Origin of the sequence: Kitasatospora sp. NPDC056273 (genome assembly GCF_042268845.1) — a bacterium.
GTDB lineage: Bacteria > Actinomycetota > Actinomycetes > Streptomycetales > Streptomycetaceae > Kitasatospora.
Window position 1 is genome coordinate 187,202 of sequence record NZ_JBHJSJ010000012.1, and the last position, 17,030, is coordinate 204,231.

A 17,030-nucleotide genomic window follows, 5' to 3' on the forward strand; every position below is an offset into this window, starting at 1 on the left:
GGCATGACCAGCGAAGCACCCGAGCAGTGGAAGGTCGTCGTCAACGACGAGGAGCAGTACTCGATCTGGTCCGCCGACCGCGAGACCCCGGCGGGCTGGCACGAGGACGGCGTACGGGGCGCGAAGGACGACTGCCTCGCGCACATCGAACGCGTCTGGACCGACATGCGCCCCCGCAGCCTGCGCCTGCGCTCTGTCCCGGAGGAGGGTGGTGCGCAGTGAGCCGGACGCTCGCGCCGCACGGTGCGCGCCCCGCGACCGGGCCCGTGCTCTCCACCACCCTGAACCTCCCGGAGTGCCGGGCCCGGGGCTGGGTCGTCGTCGACTCCATGGTCGACGGCCTGGCCATGGGCGGAACCAGGATGACCCCGACGGTGACCGAGCGGGAGCTGGCCGGGCTCGCCCGGGCGATGACCCACAAGCTGGCGCTGGTCGGCCTGCCCATCGGCGGCGCCAAGGCCGGCATCGCCCCCGATCCCGGCGCCGCCGTCGAACGGCGGGCGGTGATGCGGGAGTTCGGCCGCGCCGCGGCCCCGCTGCTGCACGGCGGGGTGTACCTGGGCTGCGACCAGGGCACCACCTACGCCGACCGGCGGCAGGCCTTCGAGGCCGCCGGGTACGACGTCACCCGCCGCCCCGGCACCACCCGCCTCACCGTCGGCTGGGCCGAACTGTGGGACCACATGGCCGACATCACCGGGTTCGGCGTGGCCGTCGCGGTGCTCGGCGCCCTACGCGCCTCCGGTGCCCGGACCCCGCAGCGCGTCGCGATCCAGGGCTTCGGCACCGTCGGGCGCGCGGTGGCCGACCACCTGGCCGCCCACGGCCACCTGGTGGTGGCGGTGGCCGACGTCCTGGGCACCGTCGAGGACCAGCGCGGACTGCCCGTCGCCGAACTCACCGCGCTCACCAGCAGCGACGGCACGATCGACCGGAGCCGGCTGCCCGCCCGGGTCACCGTCCACGGGCCCGGGCAGGCGTGGCTGCACGTCGACGCCGACGTGTTGGTGCTGGCGGCCTCCCCCGCCGCGGTCGACGAGGAGGCGGTGCCGGCGGTCCGGGCCCGCCTGGTGGTCGAGGGCGGAAACCTGAGCTGCACCGAACCGGCCCGCCGGCTGCTGCGCGAAGCCGGCCACACCGTCCTGCCGGACGTGGTGGTCAACGTCGGCGGGGCGGCGGCGACCGGGTGCGTGCTCACCGGGCTGGCCCCGTCCGACCTGCCGCTCCCCAAACTGTCCGGGTGGCTGCGCGACTGGGTCGCCGGCCGGGTCGCCAGGAACTGCGAGCTGGTGCAGGAGCTGAGCGCCTCGGGCAGCGCCGACCCGGTCGCCCAGCTCCTCGGCTCGCGCGCGACCCCGCCCGGCGCCGCCCGATCGGAGGCCCCGGCCGACCGGTGACCGGGCCGGCGGACGCGCCGCCCCGCGGAACGCGGCCTCGCGGCGGGGCGGCGCGGCGCGCCGGCTACTTGACCGAGCCTGCGGTGAGCCCGGAGACGACGTGGCGCTCGATCACCGCGAACAGCACGACGACCGGCACGATGGCCACCAGCGAGGCGGCGAACACGTAGTTCCACTGCACGCTGTAGGCGCCGATCATGTTGTTGATGCCGACCGTGAGCGGCTGCCGGTCGGGCGAGTTGGTGAGGGTCAGGCCCATGATGAACTCGTTCCAGGCCGAGATGAACGTGAAGATCACGGCGGTGACCACGCCGGGCAGCGCCAGCGGCAGGGTGACACGGAACAGCGCACCCATGCGACCGTTGCCGTCGATCATCGCGGCCTCCTCCAACTCCCTGGGGATGGAGCCGATGTAGGCACTCAGGATCCAGATCGCGAAGGCCAGGTTGAAGGCGGCGTTGGCGAGCACCAGGACGATCGGCGTGTCCAGCAGGTCCAGCGCGAAGAACTCCCGGTAGAGGCCGACCTGAAGGGCGGTGGGCTGGAACATCTGGGTGACCAGCACCAGCAGCAGGAAGGCCTTGCGGCCGCGGAAGCGCACCCGGGCGGTGTAGTACGCGGCGGGCAGGGCGACCAGCAGCACCAGCAGCGTCGAGCCTCCGGCCACCAGCAGGGTGGTCCGCAGGTTCTGGCCGAGCGTGGTGTCCGTCCAGACCCTGGTAAAGGCGGAGAAGTCGAAGTGCGTCGGCAGGTAGGAGTTGTCCCGCAGCTGGCCGGCCGGGCGTCCGCCGGTGATCAGCATCTCGACGTACGGGAGCACGAAGAGCGCGGCGAGCGCCCAGGCCAGTGCGGTGAGCAGGACGGTCCGTGCGCGCGGGCGGTGCTTCGCCGGCGACTGCAGGGTGGTCATCGGCCCTCCTCCTCGTTCCAGCGGCTGACCTTGAGGAAGACGGCCACCATGAGGACCACGACGACGAAGTTGACCACGGACATCGCGGCGGACTCGGCGACGTCGTAGCCGCGCAACATGTACATGAACACGGTGGTGGTGGCGGTGTCGGCGTTCGGGCCGCCCTGGGTCATGCCCCAGATGACCGGGAAGGAGTTGAAGACGTTGATCAGGTTGATCACCAGACCGACCAGGAAGGCCGGGCGCAGCAGCGGCAGGGTGACCTTGCGGTAGGTCTGCCAGGGCGTGGCGCCGTCGACCCTGGCGGCCTCGTGGACCTCCTCGGGGATGGTCTGCAGGCCGGCCAGCAGGGTGTAGGTGGTGAACGGCAGTGAGACGAAGACGGCGACGAGCACCAGCCAGGGCTTCGCGTGGGCGGCGTCGCCGAGCCAGGCCTGGGAGCGGTCGATCAGGCCGAGGTCGAGCAGCAGCCGGTTGAACACGCCGGCGACCTGGTCGAGCATCCAGCGGAAGCCGATCGCGGTCATCAGTACGGAGGCGGCCCAGGGCGCGACGAGCGCCCAGCGGGTGACGCGACGGCCGGGGAAGTTCCGGTTGAACAACTGCGCCAGCGCGAGCGAGATCAGCATGGTCAGGCCGACGACGACGACCGTCCAGACGACGGTCCAGGTCAGCACTCCGGCCAGGCGGGGGTCTCCGAAGAGCTTGCGGTACTTGACCAGGCCGGCCGGGCCGTGGTCGGTGCCGGTGGTGTCGATCTTCCGCAGTGAGGTGGCGACCATCTCGACGACCGGCCACACGACCACGCCGAGGATGAGCACGATGGCCGGGGCCAGCCACGGCAGTGGCCCGAGCCGTTCGAACAGGGCACGGCGCCCGGGTGCGGGGCCCGGGCCCGGGGCCGACGGACGCTTCGGCGGCGCGGCCGGCCGGGCGGGTTCGCCGGGCCGGGCGTCTGTGCTGCTGGGGGATGACACGGTGTCGGGATTCCTTGTTCGCTCGTCCGGGTCACTCACCGGCCTGCTGCGCGGCCTTCTGGAGCGCGTCGAGGGTCTTCTTCGGGTCGCTGACCGCGCTGCCGATCTGCGTCTTGATCTGCGCGGAGACCGCAGGCCAGGTCGGGTCGCTGAGGGGGTAGAACGTGGCGGTGGGCAGGATCTGCAGGAACGGTGCCAGGGCCTGCTCGTCCGGGTCGGCCTGGAGCGCGGTGAGCGCGGACCGGGTGACCGGCAGCAGGCTGTACTCCTTGTCGAACCTCACCGCGTTGTCCCGGCCGTAGGCGAAGTCGAGGAAGGCCTTGATCTGTTCCTTGTGGCCGCCCTTCCTGAAGGCCATCATCCAGTCGGCGACGCCGAGGGTGGCCTTTCCGGTGCCGTCCTTGCTGGGCATCGCGGTCCAGGTGACGTCCATGCCCTTGAGGTCGTTCAGCTGGGTGGGGATGCCGTTGAGCATGCCGACCTTGCCGGAGGCGAAGTCCTTGGCCAGGTCGGTGCGGTTGACGGAGGCCGGGCTCTGCTCGGTCAGGCCGGCGTCCACCCAGCTCTTGAGCTGCCCGAAGGTGTCGAGGTTAGCCTGCGAGTTGATGCTGTACCGGCCCTTGGCGTCCTGGTAGCCGCCGTGGTTCTCCAGCATCCAGATGAACGACTCGCCCTGCGCCTCCTCCTTGCCCAGCGGCACGCCGAGCGGGATCTCCACGCCGGCGTTCTTCAGCGCGGTGGCGGCGGTGGTGAGGTCGGCCCAGGTCCTGGGCGGGGCGGCCGGGTCGAGGCCGGCCTTCCTGAAGAGCTCGTTGTTGAACAGGAACATCCGGGCGCTGGAGTTATGGGGGTCTTTCAGTTCTGTCCGTTGTCCGCTGTACAGGACTCACCCAGGTTCCCTGCTTGTCACTGATCAGCGGCACACTGCGCACATGAGTACTGATCCACATGCCGTCCGGATGACCCTCGATCTGACCTGGGTCGAATCCATGGGTGGTCCGCTGATCGTCGTCCCGGTGTCCGCACTGCAGTACTGGGGTGGCTGCACCGAGGACGGCATGATCATCGGTGACAACGACCAGTCGGACGACTACGACCGGGCCTGCGGGGTCGAGGGCCTGGCCGAGGCGATCGGCCTGCGCGGCTGCAGCCACGTCTCGGCATTGGTGCTGGGTGACGAGCCCGCCACCACCTGCTACCTGCCCGAGCAGAGGGCCTTCGTGCGCTGGCTCGCCGCCGACTCCGACGCCGAGCTGCTCGCCGCTGCCGAAACGGCGCTGAACGACCCGGCGACGCCGTGGGAGGAGTGCGGTCTCTGGGAGACCGACGGGCCGGCAGTCCTCATGGACTCCGCCGAGGCCGGCAAGAACCTCGGCGTGCTTTACCCGGACGGCAGGGGCGAGCCGGACCAAGCCCCCGTTCACCTGCCCGCAGGACGCTGGAGGGTCCGCGCGTTCCAGAAGACCGGCGACTCCCCTTGGATCAGCGTGGTTCAGCTCCTTCTACAGGTCGACGGCCAGTCGACAACGGCCCCTTGACTTGCACACCGAGCTCGCACCCGCAACCCCAGAGGCACGGACGCTGGGACGGGTCCGAAGTCCCCCCAACGCCCAACGGGCGCTCACGATCGGTACGCGGCGTCGTGATACCTGCGCAGCCGGGGGCCACGGATCTCGGGCAGCCCGACCAGGGTGTCCCTGAAGGCGCGGTCGTGGGGTTCCAGGAGCCGCCAAGGGCGCAATGGCATTGGGTAGTCGTCGCGCAGGACGCCCGCCGGGAGCGCCCCGATGGCAGGCATCGGCGAGGTCTCCCCGGGGCTGGTGAGGTAGGCCCAGACCCCGCTGTCCAGCGGCACCACCGTCGCCTTGAGGCCGGGTGGGCGCCATGGCTCGCCCGTGCCGGGATGGCGGGGGACGAGGAGGACGTCGGGGCGGGGCCGGGGCTCGGGGATGCCCGGGCCGGCCAGTTCCACCGTGCGGGGGTTGGGCCCGGGTGGGAGGTAGCGGGCCACGGCATGGCCGAGCAGCTCGGCGACGGGGCCGGAGGGGAGGGGCACCGGGTGGTTCTCGGTGGCCGTCACGAGGTGGGCCAGCATGACGCCGACCGCGGCCTCCCAGCGGCGACTCCACGACCCGTCGGGTTCGACGGGCGGGACACGGTGCTCGGCACGCTCCAGGTCCGCCCAGTCGGGCGGCGGCCTGTCCGGAAGCTCCGAGGGGCGGCTAACGACCGCGTCGGGCTCCAGCCACACCGTCTGCCACGAGCCGCAGTCGTCGATCCGGGTCGCCACGGCCCGTTCACACCCGGTGCAGGCCAGGTTGGGCCCGGCCCGGCCGTCCACGCCCCGGCAGTAGCCCTCGCACCTCTCCGGGATCAGAGTCATCGACCTGGAGTCACCCGGCGCGATGACGATCCTGCCCCGCGCGCCGAAGGAGACGGAGTACACCGGGGCGTACACGCCCTGGCGGGCAGCCGCTTCCTCTCCGACTTCCTGCCACAACCGCCAGGGCGGCCCGGTGGGCCGGGGGTCGACGGCGTACGTCCCCGGCTCCATCAGCGGAGGGTGAAGTTCCTCCCAGGCACCGTGGTGGGTGTGGACGGGTAGTGCGACCCGGGACACCGGTGCCGTCAGCTCGGTGCAGCACTCGGCACACGCGAACACGTCCAAACAAGCTCCCCCCGCTGCGGTTCACCGGGATTGTGCCTCGCCCGCGGCGGAGGATCCATCGGATTTCGGAGCGGATCCAGAGGCTTCCGGGGGCGCTTCGTCGCTGGGTTGATGACGGGTCGGCGCCGACCGGGTCGACGACCGCACCAGGCCGGGGCAGCAGGTGGCTACTTCGGGGTCATGCGGAGCCTTCAGTTCTGTCCGTCGTCCGCGTTGTGGCGGCGGCGTTCGGCGAGGTTGGTCACCCCGCTCAGCGCTTGCAACTCGTCCTCCAGGGCGGCCTTGTCTCCGGTCAGCTGGCGGATCGCTTCGGCGTAGATGCGGACCAGCTTGCGCAGGTCGCCGTTCTCCCGCCGGAGACGGGCGTTCGCGTCATCGGCCCGAGCGCTGTTCTTCGGGGTCGTGGCCGAGCGGTGCCGGTCGGCGAGCCGGGTCTTGAACCAGGCGATCAGTTCCGGGTAGTTGCGGTAGAACGTCGCGTGGGTGACGCCGAGGCGCTTCTCGACATTGGTGACGGTGGCGCGCCGGGCGGCTGCCTCGCTCTCGGCGAGTTCGGATTCCATCGCGGCCCGGACCTGCTCGTCGGTGGGCAGTCGGGGGCTCACGGGCTCTCCGTCTTGGTGTCCGGGCCGGTGACGGCGGTTTCGGTGAGGAAGTCGGCGAGCTCCTGTCGGCGGGTTTGGATCCGGTGCCGGACGAACGGCGCCAGCTGGTCCGCGCGGGCGAGTTCCCGGTCGTGGGCTTCCAGGGCCGCTCGCAGGTGGTCGGTGTTCTCGGCGGACAGGGCGACGTTGCGGCAGCGCAGGGGCTGGCAGTCCGGCAGCGAGGGGCCGGTCTGGCCGTCGTCCCGGCGGCACAGGGCCCGGTCCGGGTTGTGGACGCAGGTGACGTACCGGCCCGGGTAGATGTGGGGGTCGTGCCGGGCCATGTGGCGCTGGAGCCGCTTGGCGTCGTTGATCACCTTGCCCTGGAACTGGACATGCCGCTCGAACTCGGCGAGGCGGCTCTCCGCCTCGGCCGCGGCCGGGCCGGTGAGGCGGTGGAACTCGTCACTGGTGATCAGGTCGCCGAGTTTCTCGCCGCGGGCGATCGCCTCCTCGGACTCGACCTCGTCGCGGAACCCGGAGTCGGAGGTGCCGGCGTAGCCCTCGAACATCTGCACGCGCAGGTGCCGGTACTGCAGGGCGCCGGCGATGACGCCGCCGGGGCGGCGGGCGATGAACCAGGCCAGGGTGCGGCGGAACTGGCTGGTGGTGACCCGCCACTGCCGGCCGTTGACCAGCGGGATGGCGTCGTCGCGGTCGGCGCCTCGGCAGTAGGTGTTGATCCAGTCGCGGAACTCCTGTAGGTCGGCGTTGGTCGTCTTCGTGGTGCGGGCCTCGTTGAGGCCTCGCTGTGCCGTGTAGCCGGGCGAGGACGGCAGCAGCGCGAAGAGGTACTTCTGCCGCGCGGGCTGGAGGCGCTCCAGGATGTCGACGGCCCGCTGGGCGGGCGCGCTGATCACCCAGGTGGCGTCGGCGCCGTTGTGGTCGGCCTCGCCCTTGAAGGCCCGGCCGTGCAGCCTGCGGCGCACGATCCGCCCGGTCTCGTCGCGCCAGACCTGCACGCAGCCGCGTTTCAGGTGCTTGACCTCGCTGTCGCGCAGGCCGGACAGGAACGCGATGGTGATGTAGCAGGCGGTCTGCAGCAGCCGGGTCAGCCGGCCGAGGCCCTCGTAGGGGACCGGGCCGCGCCAGGGCGCGCCGTCCAGGAGGCCGGCCATCGGGGTCCGCAGGTAGGTGTCGTCCGCGACGCCGAGTTCGGCGGCGGCCTGGCGGACCAGCTTGGCCGAGGGGTGCCCTTCGCTGAGGGTTGCGCGCTGGACCCTAGCCTCGCGTGCGAGGTGGCTGAGGTTGGCCTCGCCCTTCCACCCGGGCAGCGGTCGGCCCTCGGCGCGGTAGCGTTCCAGGACTGCGGTGACGGACGGAATCACCCGGGCCCGTCCGATCGGCTGCTGTCCGCGCCGCTTGCGGCTCCTCTTCGTCCACTGGTCCAGCCGCTGCCACTCCTCGTACGCGGCGAGGACGTCCTCGGAGAAGTCGTCGATCCAGCGCATCGCCCACACCAGCAGCGGAGCGTGGACCTGCTCGGGGATGCGGCTGGTGGCGTTCTCCCGGCCGCCACGCCCCGCCGCCCGTGACGGGGCGCCCGGCGCCCGGTCCGCCGCCGCGGCGGCGGGGTCGAAGGTGAGCGGGTCGCCGATCTCGGAGCGGAACAGCCACAGCAGCCGCAGCGCGCGGTGGCGGGCTTCCCTGGTGTCGTGCGTGACCCGCAGGCCGGCGACGTGGGCGGTGAACGCCTCGACGTCGCCGGGGGTCACCGCCGCCACCGCACGCACGCCGCGTTCCTCCAGCCAGGTGAAGACGGCGTTCAGCCCGGTCACGTACTTGCGGACCGAGGCGACGCTGCGCACCGGCTTGAGGCCCGGCGGCACGTCCCCTCGCAGCAGCAGGAAGGCGAGCTCCTTGGCCGTGCGGCGGAAAGGCGCCGGCAGGGGCGCGAAGTTGATGACGATCGTCTCCTGGTGCCGCTGCGTCTGGGCGTGCTTGAGGAGCCAGGTGTCGTCGCCGAACCGGGAGGTGTCGGCCAGCCGCACCCCCGGCACCAGCGGGCGTCCGGCCAGCACCGGCGCGTGCGCGGGGAAGCGTTCGCGGGCCGGGCCCGCAGCGGGGGCCGCAAAGTCGCTCACGAGGGCTCCTTGAATCCGTCGAGGAAGTCGGTCGGCAGCTCCTGCGGTGCCCGAGCGCGGGCCAGCTCGCGCTGGGCCGCGGTGAACTTCGGCAGGACCAGGCGGGTGACGATCAGCCAGGTGACGCCGTGGCGCCCGACCCAGTCGTCGACGTCGCGCGCGTCCAGGTCGGCCTGCAGCTGGTTCAGCAGCGCGAACAGCGCGGGCAGGTGGTGCTCGGCGACCAGCGCGTTCGGGCAGCGCAGGCAGGTCAGGAACGAAACGTCGCACGGCCCGCCGCCGCTGTGGGGGCTGTGCTCGAAGTCCAGGCAGGCGGCCACCAGGGTGTCCAGGTCGCCGGCCCGCGCCGCGGCGAGCGTGCCGGGTGTGGTGCCCAGGGCCGCGGCCGCAGCCTGCGGGTCGCGTTCGGCCTCCTCGGCGGCGGGCCCGGCGAGGATCCGGCCGCGGAAGGCGCGCACCGAGCCCTCGGCGTCCTCCAGCGCCTCGGTCAGGACCTGCTCCGCCCAGTCCCGGATCCGCGGATCGCTGCGCAGGTAGTGCAGGAACGAGACGTTCGGGGTGTTCGTGCGCGACGCCGACGGCAGGTGCCCGCCCACCGCTCGGGCGGTGCGGACCTCCACCGTCTTCTTCAGCCGGCCCAGGGTCAGCTTCAGAGGCCGCGCCCCGCCCGCAGCCCCGTCGCCGTCGGCGGGGTCGTCCGCGGTCAGCCCGTGCCGGGCGGCCCACTTGAACAGGTCCAGCTGCCGGCCCAGGCGGTTCTCGAAGGGGTCGATGTGTCCGTGGGCCGCGCGCCGGGCGGCCAGCGCCTCGCTGGGGCCGGCGGGGTGGTGGGCCGCCCAGATCGACCACACCCTGCGCGAGCCGCTGAAGACCCGCCCGGCGGCCGCCAGCTCGTGCAGCAGCAGGAACCAGCCCCCCGGGGTGCGCAGGCGCGAGCCGTCGGTGCCGGTCTCCCAGTGGATCGTCTCGCGCGAGCGGCTCTTGCCCCGCCGGCGCTTGAGGAGGCTCACCGCCACCGCCCGGCCCTCCAGGAGCCGGTGCTCGCAGGACAGCTCCTTGAGAGTCTCCGTGTTCCGGCCCGACAACCCGACGCCGAGGACCAGCAGGGGAACGATGTCCTGGGTGGTCAGGAACAGCTCGCCGGCCGCCTCACGCCAGGCGGCCATGTCCGCGACCCGGCCGCCGCCCGCCAGCGTCTTGTGCACGAGGGGGACCTCACCGGTCTCCAGGGTCCGCGCGAGGGCGGCGGCCCGGGAGCGGGCCGGCTCGTCCATGCCTTCCGGCGCCGCGCGGAAGCGCTCGACGAGGTCGCGCGCGGCCCGGTGGCGGCGGCGGATGGCCGCCACGTCGCCGCGGGCGGCCGCCATGATCGCGGCGAACTCGCGGTCCGAGTACCCCGGGACCTGCGGCCGCTCCTGCTCCACGTGCCAGCGGTCGTAGAGCCGGGCGGGCTGCTCCAGGTACTCCCGCACCTGCGGCCGCAGCACCTCGGGCGGCTCGACCTCCTTCAGCAGCGCCCGCACCTGGTGCATCTCCTGCACGACCGCCGGCCCCTGAATCGTCATCCGCCGGTGCTGGTCGTAGCGGCGCAGGTGGGCGAGCGTCAGCGCACCCAGGGTCCGCGGCGGGCGGCCCAGCTCCCCCAGCCACCTCAGCAGCCGCACGACGCCCGACCAGGACCCGTCGGCCGCCCCGCGGGTCCGCAAGCCCCCCGCCGGGCCGACCCGCCGGGCCCACGCCGCCGCCAGGACGGCGTGCAGGCCCGGGCACGGCAGTTGCTCGAACGAGTACACCGCCCGCCGCCCGTCCTCGCCGAAGAACTCCACCACCGGCCCGCCCGGCCCGTCCGCCGCCGGGGGTGCGTAGAAGCCGTCCGGCTGCGGCGAGACCTTGCCCCGCCCGGCCCTGCGCCCTGCGGCCGTCCCCGTGTCCGTGTCCGTTTCAGGCGGCATCGGCCACCACCAGGTCCTCGGGGTGGACACCGGCCGGCTCCCAGCCGTCCGGCACCAGCGCCATCCGGGTCTCCATCTCCAGCTCCTGCAAGGTGTGCAAGTAGATCTGCGTCGTCTCGATCGACCGGTGGCCCAGGCGCATCCGCACCCAGTTCAGCGGATCGCCGAAGACCATCTGGTAGGTCTCGCGCTGCCGCGGCGTCATCGCCGCCAGCTCCTGGATGTGCCCGCGCCACAGCTGTTCGAGCGTGATCACCGCGAAGCTGTGCCGCAGGACGTGGGCGTGGCACGCAACCCGCAGCCCCAGCCGCGCGCAGCGCGCGTTGGCGGTCTTGAAGACCTCCTGCCAGCCCGAGGGCCGGCTCGGCAGGCCGTAGCGGTTCAGCCACAGCGCCGCCGGCTCCAGGCCCTGCGGGGTGTCGATCAGGACCCGGCGGCGCTCCCCCTCGTCCAGCTTGCCGATCGCCACCCGCTCGCCATCGACCACCGCCACCGGCCGGCGCCGGTCCGGGACGATCAGCGGCCGACGGATCCGCTCGTAGAGGCCCTTCTCCCGGGCCTCCTCGACGGCCTCCGCCCGATCCGTCTCCACGTAGTCCCAGACGTCCTTCAGCGCCGACGCCGGGAAGTAGACCCTGCGGGCCGAGCCGCCCTTGGCTATCGCCTCCGGCAGCCACGTGCGGGCGTTGAGCACCCCCGGCACCGGCTCGGGCAGCTCGAACAGGCTCAGAGCGGTCTGCTCCGACAGCCGCAGCCCGGTGCGAATCATCGCATCGGTGTAGGCGGCGTTCCGCGAGGCGAACCGACCGCGGAACGACCGGTCCGGCAGGCCCCGCACCGTGAAGCCGCGCACCCCCGTGTCCCGCCAGAGCCGGTAGGTCCCGGCAGGCAGCCACTCGACGTCGTTGGACCGCCCCTCGTGCGACGCCTCCGCCGGCGTCGGCCCGCCCGGCGCCCGACGCGGATCACGGCCGCGGGAAGCCCGCTGCCGGAACGGGTTCCGGGCCGCATGGCCCGCCGCGACGGCCCACAGGTAGAACTGGTGGACCGTGGCGACCTCGCGGTCCCAAGTCGTCATCTCCACCCGCGGACCGGCGGCGTCGTGCAGCCGCCAGTGCTTGAACGCGGCCCGGTCGTCCGCAGTCGCAACCTTCCAGCTCCGCCGGCCCCGGTTGTCCCACAAGAACTTCAGGAACCGCTTCAGGTCGTAGGCGACCGCCGCCTGGGTCGTGGTCGGCTCGTTGGCCAGCACCCTGACGAAGTAGTCGTTCAGGTCGACGTCGTACCGGCCGAGCGGATCGATCAGGTACGGCGAGCCGTCCCCGATCCGCTTCTCGTCCAACCAGTCGTCCAGAGCAGCGGCATCGACCATCACGTCCGTACTCGACTGCGGCAAGCTGAGCTCACGCCGGGTGAAGAACACCCGCCAGCCCAGCACGCCCGGATCTCTTGATCTGGATCGCACCGCTGGAACGTAGCAAGGACATGTCCGAAACCGCATAAGTGAAGATGAACGGGATGCCGTACCGGGTGCCGTCCTGCTCGCCGGCCTGCGCCATCGCGGGGAGCAGGTCCGCCGCGGTGCTGCCGGAGAGGACCTCCTGGGCCGGGTAGAGCTGGCCGTTCTTGGCGAAGTCCGCGTAGCCGCCGGTCTGCAGGACGTCCGGCTGGTTGCCGTTCTGCACCATCGTCTTGACCTGGGTGTCGATGTCGTTCCAGTTGATGACCTGGAGGTCGACCTTGATCTCGGGGTTCTGCTGCTCGAAGGCCGAGATCACGCCCTGCCAGTACGCCTGACTCGGGTTCTGGCCGTTGGAGCCGTAGTCGGCGGCGACGAACCTGATCGTCGTCACCCCGTCGGCGGAGGTCGAACCGGAGGCCGAGCCCTTGCCGCATCCGGACAGTGCGAGCGTTCCGGCCAGGGTGGCCGCGGACAGGGCGAAAAGGCGCCGCTTCATCTCTGGTACCGCCTTTGCGAGTGGGGGCCGACCCCGCGGTGGCCCGGGTGGGGGATGGTGCGACCTGCACGAAGCTGCGCTGCATGACCACTGTTTGCTCAACATCGAGCAGATACGCCGAACTGAGTTTGCCTCGCCGGCCGGGTGCCGCAAGGCACTCGGTGGATCAGTATTGCTCACAGATGACGCGTTGGGCTATGAATAGAGCAGTTTCAAGCAGATGCTTGCAGCAGAAAGCGGCGCTCGGTGCGGACCTGTCCCCGAGCGCGCCGCCCATGCCCCCACCGAGGAGAGCCAGATGAGTCACGTCGAACGGGAGATCGCCAGCCAACCGGAGTGCTGGCGCAGGGCACTGGAACTGGAGCCCGCAGGACTGCCCGAGCACGGCGAACGGGTGGCCGTGATCGGCTGCGGCACCTCGCTCTACATCGCGCAGGCGTACGCGGGCCTCCGCGAGGGTGCCGGCCTCGGTGAGACCGACGCCTTCGCGGCCTCCGAGTTCCCGGCGGCCCGGGCCTACGACCGCGTCGTCGCCATCACCCGCTCGGGAACCACGACCGAGGTGCTCGCCGCGCTGCAACGCTGCGGCGGGACGCCGACCGTCGCGCTCACCGGCGACCTCGCCACCCCGATCGGCACGGCCGCCGGCACCGTGGTCGACCTGGAGTTCGCCGACGAGAAGTCGGTGGTGCAGACCCGCTTCGCCACCACCGCGCTGGCGCTGCTGCGCGGCCGCCTCGGGCTCGCCCCCGCCGACCTGGCCGCCCACGCCGAGCGGGCGCTGACCGCCCCGTTGCCCGAACAGTCCACCGAGGCGGGCCAGTTCACCTTCCTCGGGACCGGCTGGACGGTCGGCCTGGCCCACGAGGCGGCCCTCAAGCTGCGCGAGGCCTCCGGGTCGTGGACCGAGTCCTACCCGGCCATGGAGTACCGGCACGGCCCGATCAGCGTCACCGGCCGCGGCAGCGTGGTGTGGTTCTTCGGCGAGCCGCCGACCGGGCTGGTCGACCAGGTCGAGCCGACCGGCGCCGTGCTGTCGGTGAGCGCGCTGGACCCGATGGCCGACCTGATCCGCGCCCAGCGGCTCGCCGTCGAACTGGCCAAGGGCCGCGGCCTGGACCCCGACCAGCCGCGCAACCTCACCCGCTCCATCGTGCTCACCCGGCCGTGACCGCGACGGCGATCGCCCTCGACGTCGGCGGAACCCACATCAAGGGCGCGGCGGTGGCCGCGGACGGCCGCCTCCGCCACACCGAGCGCTGGTTCACCCGCGCCGAACGCGGGCCGGAGGCCGTCCTCCAGACCGTCCTCGACCGCGCCGCCGAACTCGCCGGGCGCTTCCGCCCGGCCGCCGCGGGGATCGCCGTGCCCGGCATCGTCGACGAGGCGGCCGGCACCGCGGTGCTGGCCGCCAACCTCGGCTGGCGGGACCTGCCCGTCCGGCAGCTGCTGTCCGAACACCTGGGCATCCCGGTCGCGTTCGGGCACGACGTGCGGGCCGGGGGCATCGCCGAGGCCAGGGCCGGCGCCGGCCGCGGCAGCCGCGACTTCCTCTTCGTACCCGTCGGCACCGGGATCGCCGCCGCGCTGATGGTCGACGGGCGGCCGCTCACCGGCAGCCACACCCGGGCCGGCGAGCTGGGCCACCTGGTGGTGCGTCCCGGCGGCGAGCCGTGCGCCTGCGGCCGTCGCGGCTGCGTGGAGACCCTCGCCTCGGCGGCCGCCGTCGCCCGTCGCTACACCGCCGCCACCGGGGAGGCGGGCGTCACCGCCGAGCAGGTCGGCAGGCGCGCCGCGACCGGGGACCGCACGGCCGCCACCGTCTGGCGGGAGGCCGTCGACGCGCTCGCCGACGGCCTGGCGAGCGCGATCACGCTGCTCGACCCCGAGCGGATCGTGATCGGCGGCGGCCTCGCCCGGGCGGGCGAGCCGTACTTCGCGCCACTGCGGACGGCTCTGACGGCGCGGCTCTCCTTCCAGACGATGCCCGAGCTCCTGCCCGCCGAACTCGGCCACGAGGCGGGCTGTTTCGGTGCCGGACTGCTCGCGCGGGACCTTCTGGGCGAGGGGGCGGCGGCGTGATCCTCACCGTCACCCTGAACGCCGCCCTGGACATCACCCACCACCTGGACCGGATGCGCCCGCACGGCAGCAACCGGGTCCGGGCGGTGGCCCAGCGCGCGGGCGGCAAGGGCGTCAACGTCGCCCGGATCCTGCACGCCCTCGGCCACCCGACCGTGGTCACCGGCCTGACCGGCGGCCTCACCGGCCGGGCGATCCGCGCCGAACTGGCGTCCGCCGGCCTGGCCGACCGCATGCTGGCGATCGCGGGCGAGTCACGGCGGACGGTGGCCGTGGTCGAGGAGGACGCCGGGGACACCACGATCCTGCTCGAACCCGGCCCGGTGGTGGGCGTCGGGGAATGGGCGCGGTTCCTCGACCACCTCGACACCCTGCTGCCGCACGCCGCGGCGGCGGTCCTCTCCGGCAGCCTGCCGCGCGGCGTGCCCGAGGACGCCTACGCCCACCTGCTCCGGCGCGCGCACGCGCACGGCGTCCCGGCGGTGCTCGACGCCGACGGGACGGCGCTGAGCACGGCGTTGGCGGCCGGACCGGCCCTGGTCAAGCCGAACGCGGAGGAACTCGCCGCCGCCACCGGCCTGGCCGATCCGGTGGCCGCCGCCCGCAGGCTGCGGGCCGCGGGCGCCGGTGCGGTGGTCGCCTCGCTCGGCGCCGACGGCCTCGTCGCCGTCACCCCGCACGGCGGTTGGCGGGCCCGCTCGCCCGAGCGGCTGGCCGGCAACCCCACCGGCGCGGGCGACGCCGCGGTCGCCGCGCTCACCCTCGGCCTGGTCGGCGGTGAGCCCTGGCCCGACCGGCTGGCCGAGGCCGTGGCACTGTCCGCGGCCGCCGTCGCCGCACCGCTGGCCGGCGACTTCGACCCCGCCCTCCACCACGCCCTGCGGTCCCGCGTGGACGTCCACCCCTTCGCCACCGAGGAGTCCGACCCATGCCCCTGAGCGGAACCGGCCCGATCGCCGCCGCCGCTGCCGAAGCCGCGTGCGGTGTCGGCGCCTTCAACGTCATCCAGCTGGAGCACGCCCAGGCGATCGTCGCCGGGGCCGAGGCCGCCGGTGCGCCGGTGATCCTGCAGATCAGCGAGAACGCCGTGCGCTACCACGGCGCCCTCGGGCCGATCGGCGCCGCCACGCTGGCCGTCGCCCGGGCCGCGCGGGTGCCGGTCGCGGTCCACCTGGACCACGCCACCTCCGTGGAACTCGTCGGCCAAGCCGTGGACTTGGGCTTCACCTCGGTGATGTTCGACGCTTCGGCGCTGTCGTACGGGGAGAACGTGCGGGCCACCGCCGAGGTGGTGCGGCGGTGCCACGCCGCGGGCGTCTGGGTGGAGGCCGAACTGGGCGAGGTCGGCGGCAAGGACGGCGTCCACGCCCCGGGTGTGCGCACCGATCCGGCCGAGGCCGCGGCGTTCGTCGCCGCCGCCGGCGTGGACGCGCTCGCGGTGGCCGTCGGCACCTCGCACGCGATGCCCACCCGCGACGCGGCGCTCGACTTCGAGCTCATCGGACGGTTGCGCCGGGCGGTGCCGGTCCCGCTCGTCCTGCACGGCTCCTCGGGTGTGGCGGACGGGGACCTCACCGCGGCCGTGGAAGCCGGCATGACGAAGGTCAACATCGCCACCCACCTCAACCGGGTGTTCAGCACCGCCGTCCGCCGGGCCCTGGCCGACGACGCGCGGCTGGTCGACACCCGCCGCTACCTCGGGCCGGCCCGCGCGGCCGTCGCCGCCGAGGTCACCCGGCTGCTCGGCGTCCTCAAGGCGACAGCACCGGCGGCCTGAGCCACCACCGCCCGCGGCCCGACCGGGACCACCACTCCACGGCGACGGCCGCCCGTCCCCGCGTGGGGGAGGGCGGCCGTCGGCGTCGCTCAGGCGGGCTCGACGGTGGAGAACCTCTCGCCGCCGATGATCCACCGGCCGCGGCGCATCACCGCGACCAGGTCGTAGCCCTCCGAGTCGACCACGACCAGGTCGGCGAGCTTGCCGGTCTCCAGCGAGCCGATCGAGTCGCCCAGGCCGAGCAGCCGGGCCGGGGTGGCGGACAGCGACTCGACGGCCTGGCCGAGCGTCAGCCTCCCGACGGTGAGGGCTCTTCGGAACACCCGGTCGAGGGTCGCCGTGGACCCGGCGATGGAGCTGCCGTCCGGGAGCATGGCGACGCCGTCCTTGACCTGGACCTGGAGCGGGCCGAGCGGGTAGAGGCCGTCGCCCATGCCGGCCGCGCCCATCGCGTCGGTGATCAGGGCGACCCGGTTCGCGCCGGCGGTGCCGTAGGCGAGGTCCAGGACGGAGGGGTGCAGGTGCACGCCGTCGTTGATCAGCTCGACGGTGACCCGCTCGTCCTCCAGCAGCGCCACGAT

17 protein-coding genes are annotated in these 17,030 nt (G+C 73.2%); 7 read left to right on the forward strand and 10 right to left on the reverse strand.

Annotated features, from left to right (window positions below; genetic code table 11):
- Positions 1–3: 3 nt before the first annotated feature.
- Positions 4–222, forward strand: coding sequence for an MbtH family NRPS accessory protein (locus ACFCY1_RS13925; RefSeq protein WP_049650321.1), 219 nt, complete (start codon positions 4–6; stop codon positions 220–222).
- Positions 219–1,397, forward strand: a complete 1,179-nt coding sequence (locus ACFCY1_RS13930; protein ID WP_375874683.1) for a Glu/Leu/Phe/Val dehydrogenase dimerization domain-containing protein — start codon at positions 219–221, stop codon at positions 1,395–1,397. The genes ACFCY1_RS13925 and ACFCY1_RS13930 overlap by 4 nt, the downstream gene beginning before the upstream one ends.
- 64 nt (positions 1,398–1,461) lie before the next feature.
- On the opposite strand, the gene ACFCY1_RS13935 is transcribed toward ACFCY1_RS13930, so the two are convergent.
- From ACFCY1_RS13935 to ACFCY1_RS13945, 3 genes are read right to left on the reverse strand one after another with little or no spacing between them, the layout of a single operon-like run.
- The gene (locus ACFCY1_RS13935) at positions 1,462–2,307 is read right to left on the reverse strand and encodes a carbohydrate ABC transporter permease (protein WP_375874684.1); all 846 of its coding nucleotides are present in this window, start codon (positions 2,305–2,307) and stop codon (positions 1,462–1,464) included.
- Complete coding sequence (locus ACFCY1_RS13940; RefSeq protein ID WP_375874685.1) at positions 2,304–3,284, reverse strand: carbohydrate ABC transporter permease; 981 nt, start codon at positions 3,282–3,284, stop codon at positions 2,304–2,306. The genes ACFCY1_RS13935 and ACFCY1_RS13940 overlap by 4 nt, the downstream gene beginning before the upstream one ends.
- A 31-nt stretch (positions 3,285–3,315) precedes the next feature.
- Positions 3,316–4,167, reverse strand: coding sequence for an extracellular solute-binding protein (locus tag ACFCY1_RS13945; protein ID WP_375874702.1), 852 nt, complete (start codon positions 4,165–4,167; stop codon positions 3,316–3,318).
- Between the two features lie 49 nt (positions 4,168–4,216).
- Here ACFCY1_RS13945 and ACFCY1_RS13950 point away from each other — a divergent pair, with 49 nt between their 5' ends.
- Positions 4,217–4,822 carry an Imm21 family immunity protein gene (locus ACFCY1_RS13950; protein ID WP_375874686.1) on the forward strand — a complete coding sequence of 202 codons (606 nt, stop codon included), beginning with the start codon at positions 4,217–4,219 and terminating at the stop codon, positions 4,820–4,822.
- 83 nt (positions 4,823–4,905) lie between these two features.
- Here ACFCY1_RS13950 and ACFCY1_RS13955 read toward each other — a convergent pair whose 3' ends face one another.
- From ACFCY1_RS13955 to ACFCY1_RS13980, 6 genes are all read right to left on the reverse strand, one after another.
- The gene (locus ACFCY1_RS13955) at positions 4,906–5,838 is read right to left on the reverse strand and encodes a hypothetical protein (protein ID WP_375874687.1); all 933 of its coding nucleotides are present in this window, start codon (positions 5,836–5,838) and stop codon (positions 4,906–4,908) included.
- A gap of 305 nt (positions 5,839–6,143) precedes the next feature.
- Positions 6,144–6,557 carry a hypothetical protein gene (locus ACFCY1_RS13960; protein ID WP_375874688.1) on the reverse strand — a complete coding sequence of 138 codons (414 nt, stop codon included), beginning with the start codon at positions 6,555–6,557 and terminating at the stop codon, positions 6,144–6,146.
- On the reverse strand, positions 6,554–8,680 hold the full coding sequence (locus tag ACFCY1_RS13965; RefSeq protein ID WP_375874689.1) for a hypothetical protein: 2,127 nt from the start codon (positions 8,678–8,680) through the stop codon (positions 6,554–6,556). The genes ACFCY1_RS13960 and ACFCY1_RS13965 overlap by 4 nt, the downstream gene beginning before the upstream one ends.
- On the reverse strand, positions 8,677–10,632 hold the full coding sequence (locus tag ACFCY1_RS13970; protein WP_375874690.1) for a hypothetical protein: 1,956 nt from the start codon (positions 10,630–10,632) through the stop codon (positions 8,677–8,679). The genes ACFCY1_RS13965 and ACFCY1_RS13970 overlap by 4 nt, the downstream gene beginning before the upstream one ends.
- Positions 10,622–12,070 (reverse strand): tyrosine-type recombinase/integrase, encoded by a 1,449-nt coding sequence (locus ACFCY1_RS13975; RefSeq protein WP_375874691.1) that lies wholly within the window; start codon positions 12,068–12,070, stop codon positions 10,622–10,624. The genes ACFCY1_RS13970 and ACFCY1_RS13975 overlap by 11 nt, the downstream gene beginning before the upstream one ends.
- Positions 12,036–12,590 carry an ABC transporter substrate-binding protein gene (locus tag ACFCY1_RS13980; protein WP_375874692.1) on the reverse strand — a complete coding sequence of 185 codons (555 nt, stop codon included), beginning with the start codon at positions 12,588–12,590 and terminating at the stop codon, positions 12,036–12,038. The genes ACFCY1_RS13975 and ACFCY1_RS13980 overlap by 35 nt, the downstream gene beginning before the upstream one ends.
- A gap of 298 nt (positions 12,591–12,888) precedes the next feature.
- Here ACFCY1_RS13980 and ACFCY1_RS13985 point away from each other — a divergent pair, with 298 nt between their 5' ends.
- Genes ACFCY1_RS13985 through ACFCY1_RS14000 form a run of 4 tightly spaced genes read left to right on the forward strand, consistent with a single transcriptional unit; the run spans position 12,889 to position 16,449 of the window.
- Positions 12,889–13,761: an SIS domain-containing protein gene (locus tag ACFCY1_RS13985; RefSeq protein WP_375874693.1), complete on the forward strand. Its 873-nt coding sequence runs from the start codon at positions 12,889–12,891 to the stop codon at positions 13,759–13,761.
- Entirely contained in the window at positions 13,758–14,672 is a 915-nt protein-coding gene (locus ACFCY1_RS13990) for an ROK family protein (protein ID WP_375874694.1), read from the forward strand. Before ACFCY1_RS13985 ends, ACFCY1_RS13990 begins: the two co-directional genes overlap by 4 nt.
- Complete coding sequence (locus ACFCY1_RS13995; protein WP_375874695.1) at positions 14,669–15,610, forward strand: 1-phosphofructokinase family hexose kinase; 942 nt, start codon at positions 14,669–14,671, stop codon at positions 15,608–15,610. The genes ACFCY1_RS13990 and ACFCY1_RS13995 overlap by 4 nt, the downstream gene beginning before the upstream one ends.
- Positions 15,601–16,449 carry a ketose-bisphosphate aldolase gene (locus ACFCY1_RS14000; protein ID WP_375874696.1) on the forward strand — a complete coding sequence of 283 codons (849 nt, stop codon included), beginning with the start codon at positions 15,601–15,603 and terminating at the stop codon, positions 16,447–16,449. Before ACFCY1_RS13995 ends, ACFCY1_RS14000 begins: the two co-directional genes overlap by 10 nt.
- An 89-nt stretch (positions 16,450–16,538) precedes the next feature.
- Here ACFCY1_RS14000 and ACFCY1_RS14005 read toward each other — a convergent pair.
- Positions 16,539–17,030: amidohydrolase family protein (locus ACFCY1_RS14005; RefSeq protein ID WP_375874697.1), on the reverse strand; the 492-nt coding region annotated here is incomplete at its 5' end.